We start from the raw sequence: 13,891 nt of genomic DNA, 5'->3' as shown, positions 1-13,891 counted from the left end.
GGCCGACCCGGCGGGCCGCGGGGAAAGGTTGGCGGTTTTTCTACGATCGATCATCTATCGGGATGTTCGCCCGAGATATTCGGCCGAGTGTTCCGTTTGTGAGGGTAGATACCAGGAAATTCGGTTCGCCCGCCGGGTCGGCCAGGCGCGTGTCGCGGCTCGTCGTCGAGCCCGGGAGGCCGTCGGTGCGGGTGGACGGGCCGGCCGACTCCTGGGAGAACACGTGATTTCGAAGTTGCTCGTCGCGAACCGGGGCGAGATCGCCGTGCGCGCGTTCCGCGCGGCCTACGAGCTGGGGATCGCCAGCGTCGCGGTGTACGCGCACGAGGACCGGCTGTCGCTGCACCGGCAGAAGGCGGACGAGGCGTACGAGATCGGGGAGCGGGGGCATCCGGTCCGGGCTTACCTGGACGTGGACGCGATCGTGGAGACCGCGCTGCGGGTCGGTGCGGACGCCGTCTACCCCGGGTACGGGTTCCTCTCGGAGAGCCCGGAGCTGGCGGAGGCGTGCGAGCGGAACGGGATCAAGTTCGTGGGGCCGCCGTCGGCGGTGCTGAACCTCGCGGGGAACAAGATCGAGGCGGTGGCGGCGGCGCGGCGGGCGGGGCTGCCGGTGCTGCGGTCGGCGACGCCCGCGGAGGGGCGGGAGCTGGAGGCCGCGGACGAGGTGGGGTTCCCGCTGTTCGTGAAGGCCGCGGCGGGCGGCGGCGGGCGCGGGCTGCGGCGGGTGGACCACCGCGAGGACCTGGAGGCGGCCGTCCAGACGGCGCGGCGGGAGGCGCAGAGCGCGTTCGGGGACCCGACGGTGTTCCTCGAGCAGGCCGTCGACCGGCCGCGCCACATCGAGGTGCAGGTCCTCGCCGACGGCGAGGGGCGGGCGGTGCACCTGCGGGAGCGCGACTGCTCGGTGCAGCGGCGGCACCAGAAGGTCGTGGAGATCGCGCCGGCGCCGAACCTGGACGCGCAGGTCGCGGAGCGGCTGTGCCGGGACGCCGTCGCGTTCGCCCGCGAGATCGGGTATGAGAACGCGGGCACGGTGGAGTTCCTCGTGGACGACCGGGGCCGGCACGTGTTCATCGAGATGAACCCGCGCATCCAGGTCGAGCACACGGTGACCGAGGAGGTCACGGGGATCGATCTGGTGCAGAGCCAGCTGCGCATCGCGGGCGGCGAGACCCTGCCGGACCTGGGCGTCTCGCAGGAGAACGTGACGGTGTCCGGGTTCGCGGTGCAGTGCCGCATCACGACGGAGGACCCGGCGAACGACTTCCGGCCCGACACCGGGAAGATCTCGGCGTACCGGTCGCCGGGCGGCGCGGGCGTCCGGCTCGACACGGGCACGGCGTACGGGGGCGCCATCGTCAGCCCCCACTTCGACTCCCTGCTGGTGAAGCTGACCTGTAGGGGACGGACGTTCGCCGATGCGGTCGGGCGCGCGCGCAGGGCGGTCGCGGAGTTCCGTATCCGGGGCGTGGCGAGCAACATCCCGTTCCTTCAGGCGCTGCTGGACGAGCCGGACTTCCGCGCGGGCGGCGTCACGACGGCCTACATCGCCGAGCACCCCGAGCTGCTGACGGCCCGGTCGAGCGGCGACCGGGCGACGCGGCTCGTCCGGTACCTGGCGGACGTGACGGTGAACAAGCCGCACGGCGAGCAGCCCACGGACCTGGACCCGGCGACGAAGCTGCCGCCGCTCGCCTCGGACGGCCCGTTCCCGCAGGGCTCCCGGGACAGGCTGCTGGCGCTCGGGCCGCGCGCGTTCGCCGAGCAGCTCCGGGCGCAGGACGCGCTGGCCGTCACCGACACGACGTTCCGGGACGCGCACCAGTCGCTTCTCGCCACGCGGGTACGGACGTACGACCTGGTGAAGGCGGCGCCCCACCTGGCGCGGACGACGCCGCAGCTCCTGTCGCTGGAGGCGTGGGGCGGGGCCACGTACGACGTCGCGCTGCGGTTCCTGGGCGAGTCGCCGTGGGACCGGCTGGCGGCGATCCGGGAGGCGGCGCCGAACCTGTGCATCCAGATGCTGCTGCGCGGCCGCAACACCGTCGGGTACACGCCGTACCCCGATTCGGTGGCGCGCGCGTTCGTCAGGGAGGCGGCGAGCACGGGCGTGGACGTCTTCCGCGTGTTCGACGCGCTCAACGACGTCGAGCGGATGCGGCCCGCGATCGACGCGGCGCTCCAGACGCACGCGCTCGTGGAGGGGACGCTCTGCTACACCGGTGACCTGTCGTCGCCGGACGAGCGCCTCTACACGCTCGACTACTACCTGCGCCTCGCGGAGGAGCTGGTGGAGGCGGGCGTCCACGTCCTGTGCGTCAAGGACATGGCGGGGCTGCTGCGGGCGCCCGCGGCGCGGACGCTCGTCGCGGCGCTGCGCGAGCGGTTCGACCTGCCGGTCCACCTGCACACCCACGACACGGCCGGCGGGCAGCTCGGGACGTACGTCGCCGCGATCGAGGCCGGGGTGGACGCGGTGGACGGCGCGGCGGCGCCGCTGTCGGGCACGACGAGCCAGCCGCCGCTGCAGGCGATCGTGGCGGCGACCGACTTCACCGACCGCGCGACCGGCATCGACCTCGACGCGCTCACGGAGATGGAGCCGTACTGGGAGGCCGTCCGGAAGCTGTACGCGCCGTTCGAGATGGGCCTGCCGTCGCCGACCGGGCGCGTGTACCGGCACGAGATCCCGGGCGGGCAGCTGTCGAACCTGCGGCAGCAGGCCGTCGCGCTCGGCCTCGGCGACCGGTTCGAGGAGATCGAGCGGTGCTACGAGGCGGCCGACCGCATCCTCGGGCGCCTCGTCAAGGTGACGCCGTCCAGCAAGGTCGTCGGCGACCTGGCGCTGCACCTGGTGGCGGCGGGCGCCGACCCGGACGACTTCTTCGAGAACCCCGACCGGTACGACGTCCCCGACAGCGTCATCGGGTTCCTCAACGGCGAGCTGGGGGACCCGCCGGGGGGCTGGCCCGAGCCGTTCCGCACGAAGGCCCTGGCCGGACGCCAGTTCACGCCGGCGCGCGCGGACCTCGGCCGCGACGAGGAGAAGGCGCTCGCGGGCGCGCAGGTGCGCGACACGCTGGACCGCCTCCTCTTCCCCGGCCCGGCGAAGGACTACCGGGAGGCCCGCGCCGCGTACGGCGACCTGTCGGTGCTGCCGACCGGGGCGTTCCTGTACGGCCTGCGCACCGGCCGCGAGGTCGCGTTCGACCTCGAACCGGGCGTGCGCGTCCTCGCGGGCCTCGAAGCCGTCGGGGAGATCGACGAGGCGGGCGTCCGGCAGGTGATCTGCTCGGTGAACGGCCAGCTCCGCACCCTCTCGGTGCGCGACAAGTCCGTCGTGTCGGACGCGCCGCCGGTCGAGCGGGCGGACCCGGACGAGCCCGGGCACGTCGCCGCCCCGTTCGACGGCTCGGTGACGCTGCGCGCCGCGAAGGGCGACGAGGTCGCGGCGGGCGACGTCGTCGCGACGATCGAGGCCATGAAGATGGAGGCCGCCATCACCGCCCCGGTCGCCGGGACGGTCGCGCGGCTCGCCGTCCCCGCGGCGGCGCCCGTCCAGGCGGGGGACCTGCTGCTGGTCATCACCTGACCGCGGAAGCGTCGGCGTGCGCGGGTGCGGGCGGCCGGAACCGGCCGCGCCGCACCCGCGCACGCGCGTTCCCGATACCGGACGCGCGGGGTTGGAACGAGGCGGAGGCGGGTACCCGAAACGCGTGACCCGTTCCCTCCCGGCCGGACTTGCAAAGGACACCGCCCTGAACGCCAGCCACGCCCCCAGTGCGGCGCCCCGCGCCACCACCGCGCCCCGTTCCACCGCGTCCCGCGCCGCCGCACCCGGCCGCGCGTCGACGCACCGCGACCTCGTCGACCCGATGAAGGACTACCTCTCCCGCATCGGCCGCACTCCGCTGCTCACCGCGGAGCAGGAGGTCGACCTGGCCAAGCGCATCGAGGCGGGGCTGTTCGCCCGGCAGCGCCTCGAGAACCTCGGCGACGCCCTCGACCCGCAGGACCGCGCGGACCTCGTCTGGATCGCCGAGGACGGCCGCCGCGCCAAGGAGCACATGGTGGAGGCGAACCTCCGCCTCGTCGTGTCGCTGGCCAAGCGGTACGTGGGCCACGGACTGCCGCTGAACGACCTCGTCCAGGAGGGCAACCTCGGGCTGATCCGCGCCGTCGAGAAGTTCGAGTACCGGCGCGGGCTCAAGTTCTCCACCTACGCCGTCTGGTGGATCAAGCAGGCGATCAGCCGGGCGCTGGCCGACCAGAGCCGCACCATCCGCATCCCCGTGCACGTCGTCGAGGTGATGAACCGGATGACGCGCGTCCGGCGGCGTCTGTCGCAGGACCTCGGCCGCGAGCCGACGTCCGCGGAACTCGCCGTCGAGCTGGACGTCACGGTCGAGAAGGTCGAGTGGCTGCGCCGGCAGGCCCGCGAGCCGCTGTCGCTGCACACCCCGCTCGGCGAGGACGGCGACGGCGAGCTCGGCGACGTCATCGAGGACCCGGAGGGCGGCGACCCCGCCGACGCCGTCGCGTCGTCCATGCTGCGCGGCAAGCTCGACGCGGTGCTGGAGACGCTCACCGAACGGGAGGCGGGCGTCATCTCGATGCGGTTCGGCCTCGCCGGCGGCGAACCCAAGACGCTCGAGGAGGTCGGCCGCGTCTACGGGGTGACCCGGGAGCGGATCCGGCAGATCGAGTCGAAGGGGATGCACAAGCTGCGGCACCCGTCCCGCCGGGAGACACTCGCCGACCTGCTGAGCTGAGCGGCCCCGCCGTTCTGTCAGTGCGCCGTTCTGTCGGGGGGCGCGCCTACCGTTCGCGGCATGACGAGCGTTGCGCACCCCCCGGACGCCGCGGCGGCGTGGAGCCGGATCGCCGACCTGATCGACGCGCGGGACGCCGACGGCGTCGCGGCCGCCGTCCTCGACCTCGACGACGGCGGCCGGCGCGCCGTCGCCGCCGCACTGCCCGGCCACCTGCGGGAGGTGCGGGCGCGCCGCGAGCCGTGGGAGGGCATCGGCGACGCGCTCTGGGCGTTCCGGGCCGCGGGCGCCGGGACGCTCGGCGGCGCCGCGGCCGTCGCGTCCTGGCTGAACCGCCGCGAGTTCCGCGACCGGTGGCTCGGCGACCCCGACGACGACGGCCGCCTCCTCGACCTCTGGGCCGAGCGGGACGACGCGTGGCGCGCCGACCTCGCGCGCCGCCTCGCCCTCCGCGTCCGCGGCCCCCGGCACACCGGCATCGGCCTCGCCCTCGCCCTCCTGCGGGAGACCGGCGCCGAGCCGCCGGACCACGCACCGCTCGTCGTCGGCTGGGTCCTGTCCGGCCCGCCGCGCCCGAAGGACCCGCTGCTGCCCGCCCTCCTCCCGCGCGTCTTCGAAGCCGACGGCGTCGGCCGGGCCCTGCGCGAGAGCCGCACGTGGCCGCGCACCCTCGCCACGATGGCCGCCCGCGGCGACGCCGACCGCGACGCGCTGCTGGACGGCTGCGTCCGCCGGTTCCTGCGCGGGGGCACCGAGGTCGAACTGCGCTTCTTCGTCCGCCTGCACCACCTGCTCACGCACGACGAGCCGTCCGCCCGGCGGCGCGAGACGGCCGCCCGCGTCCGCGACTACGCCGCGCTGCTCGCCGCCGCGCCGGGCCCGGTGGCGGCCCTGGCCCTCGACCTGCTCCGCGAGGTGCCCGACCTGCCCGCCGCCCGGCTGGCGGAGGCGTTCGACGGGCTGCTGTTCCGCCCCGAGGCCGGGCTCGTCCGGACGGGGCTGGCGTGGCTCCGCGAGACCGTCCGGGACCGGCCCGAGACGGCGGACGCCGGTGCCCGCGCGCTCGCGCAGGTGTTCGGGCACGAGTCGTACGCGGTGCAGGAGAAGGCCGTCCGGCTCGCGCTGGCCCTTCCCGGCGGGACGGACGGCGCCCCGCTCGCCGACGCCGCGCCGCTGCTCCCGCCCGACCTCGGCGCCCGGGTCGCGGCCCGCTTCGGCGGCGAAGCCGCCGCCGAGGCGGAGGCCGACGACGACCCCGCCCCGCCGGTGCTCACCGCCGCGGCTCTCGACCCGGAGCCCAGCGCCCACCGCGAGCCCCGGCCGCTGCCGGACCCGATCGCGACGCCGTCCGAACTCGCATCGGCCATCGCCGGTTCCGACGGGAACGTCGAGAGGCTCCTGGAGGGGTTCGTGCGGCTCGCCCACGCAGACCCGGACGGGGTCCGCGCGGCCGTCGAAGGCGTCCTCGAGAGACTCGCCTGGCCCCACTTCCGGGAGCGCCGCACCTGGTGCTACACCCACGAGTGGACCAACGCCGCCGCCCGGATGCTGGTCGATCCCGCGTCCGTCCCCGCCGACTGGCGCGACCGGATGGCGGTCGCACCGGACGGCCCCCTCGGGGCCCTCGAACTCCACCGGGCCGCCGAGATCCTCGGCGCCGTCGAGGCGGGCGCGCTGCCGCCGCTGCTGCTGGCGACCCCCACCGAACCGTCCGGTCACGTCGCCCCGGACGTCCTCGCCGACCGCCTGCGGACCGTCGCGGACGCCGGTGCCGAACCCGGCCCGGCCGACCTCCAGCAAGCCCTGCTCCGGCTGCCGCCCGGCCCGCACCCCGAGGCGTCCCGCCGCGCCGCCGCGGTCGGCACGCCCGCCGCGCGGACCGCGGCGCGCTGGCTGGCCGCACCGCCCGTCCCGCGCGTGTCGCTGCGGGAGAAGGACGGGCGCCTCCCCGAAGCGGCGATCGACCTCGACGTCCTCGACGGCCCCCTGGCCGACCCCGGGCTCGACACGACGTTCCCGTTCCCCGACGACGCGGACGACCCCACCGAGCTTCCGCCCGGGGTCTGGACCGTCACCGGCGAAGAGGCCGCGCCCGCTCGGGGAGGGGGCGTTTCGGTGCCCGGCATGGTCCGCTTCGTCATGTCGTCCCCCGCCCTGTCGGCGATGAGCTCCGCGGAAGACCGGACCGGGGACGCCCCCGACGCCGACGTCCGCCCCGCGTTCGCGGACCGGTCGGACCCCCGCGCCCCGGGGCGCGGGGTCGCTCCGCCGGAGGGCGTGACGCGGCCGGTCGAGGGACGCGTGGTCGCCCGGGCGTCCGTCCGGTCGATGTGGCGCTCCCGGCGCGGGCGGCTCGGGCTGGTGGACGGCGGGCCGACGGGGCTGCCGCTGGTGGACGCGGTGTTCAGCACACCGTCGCAGTACCCGTCGCACTACGGCGACCGCGGGGTGGGCTGGGCGCGCGTGATCCCGTCCCATCCGGAGGCGGCCGCGGCCTACCTGGTGCCGGAGATGCGCGGCCGCGGGTACTACTCCGCGAGGCGGGACGGTCCGGCCGCCGCACTCCTCGAACTGGTGCCGGCGGACGGGATGTACGCCGACCACATCGCCGACTTCCTGGCCCGCCGGCTCGCAGAGCGGCACCGGCGACCCGACCGCATGTTCCTGGGCCTCTGCGCGCGCGGCGACCTTCCCGCCGCCGCCGTGGGACGCGCCGTCGCCCGCCTCCTCCTCGACGGGGACGTCCGTCCGTCCCGCGTGACCGGCGAACTGGAGCGGGCCGCCGAGGCGGGGGCGTTCGCCGACGTGTGGCGGGTGCTCGCGGCCGCGCTGCCGCCGCTGTGCCCCGCGCCGGGCGAGCGTGCCGTGCACGGCCTCGACCGGCTCCTCAGCCTGGCCGCGCGGACGGCGCGCTGGTGCGGCGCGCGGGGCGCGATCCCCGGGGTCGAGGCACTGGCGGCACGGCCGGGGTCGGCCGCGTACGTCCGCGCGGCGCGCGTCCTGGCCGGGCAACTCGCGTCCTGACGGGCTCGTCGGGTGGGCGGCGCGGCCGGTTCGCCTTGCCGGCGGGCGGTCTGTCACCGGGCGGGCCGTCCGCCCGGACGGGGGTGCGCTGGGCCTCGAGCAGGAGGCCGATCTCGTTCCCACGTCGGATGACATCCGCAAGCCTCCTTCGAAATGCTCGTCAGCGACGACGATCGCCGACGGAAGGAGCGAGATGACGGTGCGGCGCGCGGTGGGCGCGGGTGCGGCGGCGGTGCTGGCGGTGGGGCTGCTGCAGGCGCCCGCGGCGGCGGGGACCGGGAACGGCCGGGGGCTCGACCGGGCCGGGCTGGACGCGGCGCTCGGGGACGTCCACGAGGCGGGGATGTACGGGATCTTCTCGCAGGTGCGGGACGGCCGCGACGCGTGGCGCGGCGAGGCCGGGGACGCGGACGTGCGGACGGGCCGGCCGGTGCGGGCGCACATGCGGCAGCGGGTCGGGAGCATCACGAAGACGTTCGTGGCGACGGCGATCCTGCAGCAGGTCGAGGCGGGGCGCATCGGGCTCGACGCGCCGGTCGGCCGGTACCTGCCGGACCTCGTGCCGGGGGAGCGGGGCGAGCGGGTGACGGTGCGGATGCTGCTCAACCACACGAGCGGCATCGCCGACTACGTCCCGGCGGCGTTCCCGTCGCTGCAGGAGCCGTCGGGGCGGAGCCTCGACGAGCACCGGTTCCGGGAGGTCGCGCCGGAGCGGCTCGTGCGGTGGGGCCTGGAGGCCCCGGCGACGAACGAGCCGGGCGAGCGGGTGTCGTACTCGAACACCAACTACGTCATCGCGGGCCTGCTGCTGGAGAAGGCGACCGGCGAGGACGCGGTGCGGTACATCGAGCGGAACGTCATCCGGAAGGCGGGGCTGCGGCACACGTACTTCCCGGAGAAGGCGAAGATCCAGGGGCCGCACTCGAAGATGTACGAGTCGCTGCTCGGGTTCATCGACCCGCCGCGCGACTACAGCGTCTACAACGCGAGCTGGGCGTGGACGGCGGGCGCGCTGGTGTCCACGATGGACGACCTGAACGCCTTCTACCGCTCGCTGCTGGCCGGCGACCTGATCGGGGAGGCGGCGCTCGCGGAGATGAAGCGGACCCGGCCGTGGACGGACGAGAGCGGCAACCTGATCGTGAACTACGGCCTGGGCCTGTACTCGATGGACCTGCCGTGCGGGACGTTCTGGGGCCATGACGGCGCCGTGTGGGGCGCGGGCACGCAGTCGCTGTCGACGGCCGACGGGAGCCGGCAGGTGTCGTTCGCGATGAACCTCACGAAGTACCAGAAGATCGAGAACGGGGCGGTCGTGCCGCACCCGATCGACTACGCGATGTCGTCCTTCCTGCTGAAGGCCGCGTGCGGGGACGCGCCGGCGGTGAAGTCGTCCGGAGCGCGGCCGATGCCGCTGCAGTCGGTCGCGCTCCGGGCCGCGTCCTAGAGCGTCGACGGGTCGGTGTTCGCGCCGCACAGGACGACGACGACGCGTTCGTCCGGTTCGGGACGGTACGCGCCGGTGCGGAGCGCGGCGACGGCGGCGGCCGTGCCGTGCTCGACGGCGATGCGGTACTCGTCCCAGACCGCGCGGCGGGCGTCGACGATCGCGTCGTCGTCGACCAGGACGGGACGGACGCCGGTGCGGGACGCGACGGCGTGCGCGATGCCGCCGAGGCGGGTGGCGCCGAGGGAGTCGGCGGCGACGCCGGAGACGTCGACGTCGACGGGGCGCCCGGCGGCCATCGCGCGTTCCAGCGTGGGGATGGTCTCCGGTTCGACGCCGACGACGCGGGCGCGCCCTTCGAGGGCGGCGGCGACGCCGGCCATGAGCCCGCCGCCGCCGACGGCCAGCAGGACGGTGTCGACGTCGGCCTCGGCGAGCAGTTCGAGGCCGAGGGTGCCCTGCCCGGCGCAGACCTCGGGCTGGTCGTAGGCGTGGCAGAACAGGGCGCCGGTGTCGGCGGCGCGCTTGTGCGCGGCCTCGGCGGCCTGGGCGTAGCGGGTGCCGGACCGGACGACGGCCGCGCCGAGCGCGCGCAGCCGGTCGACCTTCACCTGCGGGGCGGTCTCCGGGACGAACACCTCGGCGGGCGCCCCGGCCCGGGCCGCCGCGTACGCGAACGCGAGGCCGGCGTTGCCGCCGGACGCCGCGACGACGCCGGCGTGCGGCAGCAGGCCGTCGGCGCGGGCGGCCAGGATGCGGTTGAACGCGCCGCGGGCTTTGAAGGAACCGGTGTGCTGGGTGTACTCCAGCTTCAGCCACATGCGTCCGGCGGGGACGAGCGGCTCGATCTCCAGCAGCGGCGTCCTGCGCACGTGCCCCGCGATGCGCGCGGCGGCGGCCTCGACGTCCGGACGGGCGATCATCGGCTCTCCTCTTCCGCACGGTCGGTCGCCGTGCCCCGACCCTCATGCATACCAGCGGCGGCGAGGCGGGCGGCCCGGTCGAGGAGCGCGCGGCGTTCGGGCTCGTTGCGGGTGAGCCCGGCGGCGCGCTCGAACTCGGCGCGGGCGTCGGCGGTGCGGCCGAGCCGGGCGAGGAGGTCGCCGCGGACCCCGGGAAGCAGGTGGTAGCCGCGCAGGGCGGGGTCGTCGGCGACCGCGTCGAGGAGGGCGAGGCCCCGCTCGGGGCCGTGCGCCATCCCGACGGCGACGGCGCGGTTGAGTTCGACGACGGGGGACGGGGCCGTGCCCGCGAGGACCTCGTACAGGGCGGCGATCTGCGTCCAGTCGGTGTCGGCGGCGGTGCGGGCGCGGGCGTGGCAGGCGGCGATGGCGGCCTGGAGGACGTACGGGCCGGGCGTCCCGCCGAGTTCCTTCGCGCGCAGCAGCGCGGCGAACCCGCGCCGGATGAGCAGCGGGTCCCACCGCCCGCGGTTCTGCTCGAGCAGCGGGACGGGTTCGCCGGACGGCCCGGTGCGGGCGCGCGAGCGGGACGCCTGGATCTCCATGAGCGCGACGAGCCCGTGGACCTCGGGTTCGCGGGGCGCGAGCCCGGCGAGGATCCGGCCGAGCCGCAGCGCCTCCTGGCAGAGGTCGGTGCGAACCCAGTCGTCTCCGGCGGTGGCCGCGTACCCCTCGTTGAAGATGAGGTACAGGACCTCCAGGACGGACGCCAGCCGCGCCGCGCGGTCGGGCCCCTCGGGCACCTCGAACGGGACCCCGGCCTCGGACAGCGTCCGTTTCGCCCGGACGATCCGCTGCGCGACGGTCGCCTCGCCGACGAGGAACGCCCGCGCGATCTCGTCGGTGGAGAGGCCGCCGAGCATGCGGAGGGTGAGGGCGGTGCGCGCCCGGGCGGACAGGACCGGGTGGCACGCGGTGAAGATGAGCCGCAGGACGTCGTCCTCGATGCGCTCGGGGTCCTCGGCGGCCGCGAACTCGGACGGCGGGTCGTGCGCCTCCGCCTCCCGCCGGTGCCCGAGCTCCGCCAGCTTGCCGTCGAGGCTCCGGTCGCGGCGGATGCGGTCGATCGCGCGGCGCTTGCCGACGGCCATGAGCCAGGCGCCCGGGTTGTCCGGGACGCCCGACTCGGGCCACTGTTCGAGCGCGGCGACGAGCGCGTCCTGCGCGAGTTCCTCGGCGAGGCCGACGTCGTTGACCATGCGGGCGAGCCCGCCGATGATCCGGGCGGACTCGAGCCGCCAGACCGCGTCGATGCGGGCGTGGACGCGGGAGCGTCCGCTCTCGGGAAGCGTCACGCCGCCGATGAGAGCACCGGCGGCGCACCCGCGCAAGTCAGCCCGGGATGTCCTCGGGGCCGAACACCTGCTGGATCACGCCCTGGCCGTCCCCGGCGATCTTCCAGAACCGGGTGGCCAGCTCGATCGCCTCCTCGCGGGTGCGGACGTCGATCAGCGCGAACCCGACGACGGTCTCCTTGGCCTCGCTGAACGGGCCGTCGGTGACGGTGATCTTGCCGCCGGCCGCCGAGATGCGGGTGCCGCCCGGCTCCAGGCCGCCGGTGGCCAGCAGGGCGCCCGACTTCGTCAGCTCCTCGATGAACGCGCCCATCTCGGCCATCATCTTCTCGTCCGGCGGCGCCTGCTCGGCCGGGCCGTTGTCCGTCGTCATCATCAGGTAGCGCATGTCGTCTCCTCCGTGCGGCCCGGGTGCCTCCCGGGCCTTCACTGGCGCGTCGAAGCGGGGGCGGCCGGATCGACATCCGGGCCGGATTTTCTTCGAGAAATTTTCAGATTCGCATCCTGGCAGGTCACGGCGCCGCGAGGTACCCGTGCCACCGGTATCGGTCGAGGACGAGCGCTCGCTCGGGCACGTCCGGACATTGGGCAAAGCCACGGGCGCCGGGTAACTTTTCTCCGTCGGCACGTTCCGCGCGTCCTGGGAGGCGCCCCGTGGGAGAACCACCGCGCGCATCCGGCGCGCCGTCCGCGCCCGGCGGTGCCCGGGGCGGGCCGCCCGTCCGCGGCCGGGAGCTCGCCGGCCCGACCGTCCTGCGGATGCTGGTCGGCGCGCAGCTCCGCAGGCACCGCGAGGCGGCCGGCATCTCCACCGAGGCGGCCGGCTACGAGATCCGCGGCTCCCACTCCAAGATCAGCCGGATGGAGCTGGGGCGCGTCGGGTTCAAGGAGCGCGACGTCGCCGACCTGCTGACCCTCTACGGCGTGGCCGACCCGGGCGTCCGGGAGCCGCTGCTGGCCCTCGCCGAGCACGCCAACCAGCCCGGCTGGTGGCAGCGGTACGGGGACGTCGTGCCCGGCTGGTTCGAGCCCTACCTGGGGCTGGAGCAGGGCGCGGTGCTGATCCGCCAGTACGAGGTGCAGGCGATCCCCGAACTGCTGCAGACCGAGAAGTACGCGCGCGCCCTGCTGCGGGCGCGGCATCCCGAGTCGCCGCAGGAGGAGATCGACAAGCTGGTCGAGCTGCGGATGGAGCGCCGCCGCGTGTTCGCCCGGCCCGACCCGCTCAAGCTGTGGGCGGTGATCGACGAGGCGGCGCTGCGGCGCGCGGTCGGCGGGCCCGGCACGATGCGCGGCCAGCTCCGGCACCTCATCGAGATGGCGAAGCGGCCGAACGTCACCGTGCAGGTGCTGCCGTTCTCCGCGGGCGGCCACGCGGCCGAGGGCGGCCCGGTGACGCTGCTGCGGTTCGCCGAGCCCGAACTGCCCGACGTCGTCTACCTGGAGCAGCTCACCGGCGCCCTCTACCCGGACCGCCCGTCGGAGATCGCCCGCTACCAGGACGTCCTGAACCGCCTCGGCGTCCAGGCCGAGCCGCCGGTGCGGACGCCGGAGGTCCTGCGGGCCGTCCTCGACGAGTGACCCGACGCGCCGGGCGCGCCGGGCGCGGCGTCCGGCGGCCTCAGGCGCGGCGGAACAGGCGGGCGCCGGCGGCGAACGCGAGGACGGCGAACGCGAGCGTGACGGCGGCCCCGGCGGCGACCGTCCCGTTCGCGTAGTTCCCGAGGTACGCCTGCCGCACCGCGTCGACCGTGTACCGGAACGGGACGGCGTGCGAGACCCCGTCGAGCCACGCGGGCGCCAGCGACATGGGCAGCAGCAGCCCGGACACGAGCATCAGCGGCAGCACGGCCGTGTTCGTGACGGCGGCGAACTCCGAGGGCGTCCGCACCCGCATCGCCAGCCCGTACGACAGGGCCGACAGCGCGCCCGACAGGACGGCGACGAACACCAGCCCGAGCACGATCCCGGCGACCGGGGCGCGCAGCCCGAACGCCAGCCCCAGCAGTACGAGGAGGGCCGACTGGGCGACGAGCTGGACGACGTCGCGCAGCGTCCGGCCGAGCAGCAGCGCGGCGGGGCTCACGGGGGTGGCGCGCATCCGGTCGAGCACCCCGGTGCTCTTCTCGATGATCGCGCCGAGCCCCACGAAGGAGCCGCCGAGCAGCGCGAGCTGCACCAGCACGCCCGGCACGAGCGCCTGCCAGGACGAGCCGTCCACGCCGAGGCTGAGGCCGGTGAGCAGCGGCCCGAACAGGGCCAGGAACAGCAGGGGCTGGAGCATGCCGAAGAACAGGTTCGTCTTGGAGCGCAGCGTGGCGCGCAGGTAGCGGCCGAAGACGACGCCGGTGTCGGCGAGGAAGGGGCGCATGGTTCCGGTTTCCGTTC

Annotated in this window: 8 protein-coding genes and 1 pseudogene; 5 read left to right on the top strand and 4 right to left on the bottom strand. The window is 75.4% G+C overall.

Annotated elements, in window-relative coordinates; all coding sequences use genetic code 11:
• Positions 1 to 223: 223 nt before the first annotated feature.
• The 4 genes and pseudogenes from DMH08_RS10800 to DMH08_RS10785 all read left to right on the top strand — a co-directional run bounded on the left by DMH08_RS10800 (position 224) and on the right by DMH08_RS10785 (position 9,246).
• Positions 224 to 3,595: a pyruvate carboxylase gene (locus DMH08_RS10800; protein WP_125613380.1), complete on the top strand. Its 3,372-nt coding sequence runs from the start codon at positions 224 to 226 to the stop codon at positions 3,593 to 3,595.
• 277 nt (positions 3,596 to 3,872) lie between these two features.
• Positions 3,873 to 4,775, top strand: a pseudogene (locus DMH08_RS10795) (RNA polymerase sigma factor); the annotation flags it as partial.
• Between the two features lie 60 nt (positions 4,776 to 4,835).
• The gene (locus DMH08_RS10790) at positions 4,836 to 7,799 is read left to right on the top strand and encodes a DUF6493 family protein (RefSeq protein WP_125613378.1); all 2,964 of its coding nucleotides are present in this window, start codon (positions 4,836 to 4,838) and stop codon (positions 7,797 to 7,799) included.
• A gap of 193 nt (positions 7,800 to 7,992) precedes the next feature.
• The gene (locus tag DMH08_RS10785) at positions 7,993 to 9,246 is read left to right on the top strand and encodes a serine hydrolase domain-containing protein (protein ID WP_125613376.1); all 1,254 of its coding nucleotides are present in this window, start codon (positions 7,993 to 7,995) and stop codon (positions 9,244 to 9,246) included.
• Here the strand turns inward: DMH08_RS10785 and DMH08_RS10780 are convergent.
• The 3 genes from DMH08_RS10780 to DMH08_RS10770 all read right to left on the bottom strand — a co-directional run bounded on the left by DMH08_RS10780 (position 9,243) and on the right by DMH08_RS10770 (position 11,891).
• Positions 9,243 to 10,169, bottom strand: coding sequence for a threonine/serine dehydratase (locus DMH08_RS10780; protein ID WP_125613374.1), 927 nt, complete (start codon positions 10,167 to 10,169; stop codon positions 9,243 to 9,245). The genes DMH08_RS10785 and DMH08_RS10780 overlap by 4 nt on opposite strands.
• Complete coding sequence (locus DMH08_RS10775; RefSeq protein ID WP_233617520.1) at positions 10,166 to 11,407, bottom strand: RNA polymerase sigma factor; 1,242 nt, start codon at positions 11,405 to 11,407, stop codon at positions 10,166 to 10,168. Before DMH08_RS10775 ends, DMH08_RS10780 begins: the two co-directional genes overlap by 4 nt.
• Positions 11,408 to 11,540: 133 nt before the next feature.
• Positions 11,541 to 11,891, bottom strand: a complete 351-nt coding sequence (locus DMH08_RS10770; protein ID WP_026403599.1) for a YciI family protein — start codon at positions 11,889 to 11,891, stop codon at positions 11,541 to 11,543.
• A 266-nt stretch (positions 11,892 to 12,157) separates the two neighbouring features.
• On the opposite strand from DMH08_RS10770, the gene DMH08_RS10765 reads away from it, so the two are divergent.
• Positions 12,158 to 13,084 carry a helix-turn-helix domain-containing protein gene (locus DMH08_RS10765; RefSeq protein ID WP_425248266.1) on the top strand — a complete coding sequence of 309 codons (927 nt, stop codon included), beginning with the start codon at positions 12,158 to 12,160 and terminating at the stop codon, positions 13,082 to 13,084.
• A gap of 40 nt (positions 13,085 to 13,124) precedes the next feature.
• Here the strand turns inward: DMH08_RS10765 and DMH08_RS10760 are convergent, their stop codons facing one another.
• Positions 13,125 to 13,874 (bottom strand): ABC transporter permease, encoded by a 750-nt coding sequence (locus tag DMH08_RS10760; protein ID WP_125613370.1) that lies wholly within the window; start codon positions 13,872 to 13,874, stop codon positions 13,125 to 13,127.
• Positions 13,875 to 13,891 lie beyond the last annotated feature (17 nt).

Origin of the sequence: Actinomadura sp. WAC 06369, assembly GCF_003947565.1 — a bacterium.
In the GTDB taxonomy this organism is placed as follows: domain Bacteria; phylum Actinomycetota; class Actinomycetes; order Streptosporangiales; family Streptosporangiaceae; genus Spirillospora; species Spirillospora rifamycini.
This window is presented reverse-complemented; position numbering and strand designations above follow the sequence as displayed.

Coding starts and splice junctions, on each gene's coding strand:
- DMH08_RS10790 (WP_125613378.1), top strand. CDS start 4,836: ATGACGAGCGTTGCGCACCCCCCGGACGCCGCGGCGGCGTGGAGCCGG.
- DMH08_RS10785 (WP_125613376.1), top strand. CDS start 7,993: ATGACGGTGCGGCGCGCGGTGGGCGCGGGTGCGGCGGCGGTGCTGGCG.
- DMH08_RS10780 (WP_125613374.1), bottom strand. CDS start 10,169: ATGATCGCCCGTCCGGACGTCGAGGCCGCCGCCGCGCGCATCGCGGGG.
- DMH08_RS10775 (WP_233617520.1), bottom strand. CDS start 11,407: ATGGTCAACGACGTCGGCCTCGCCGAGGAACTCGCGCAGGACGCGCTC.
- DMH08_RS10770 (WP_026403599.1), bottom strand. CDS start 11,891: ATGCGCTACCTGATGATGACGACGGACAACGGCCCGGCCGAGCAGGCG.
- DMH08_RS10760 (WP_125613370.1), bottom strand. CDS start 13,874: ATGCGCCCCTTCCTCGCCGACACCGGCGTCGTCTTCGGCCGCTACCTG.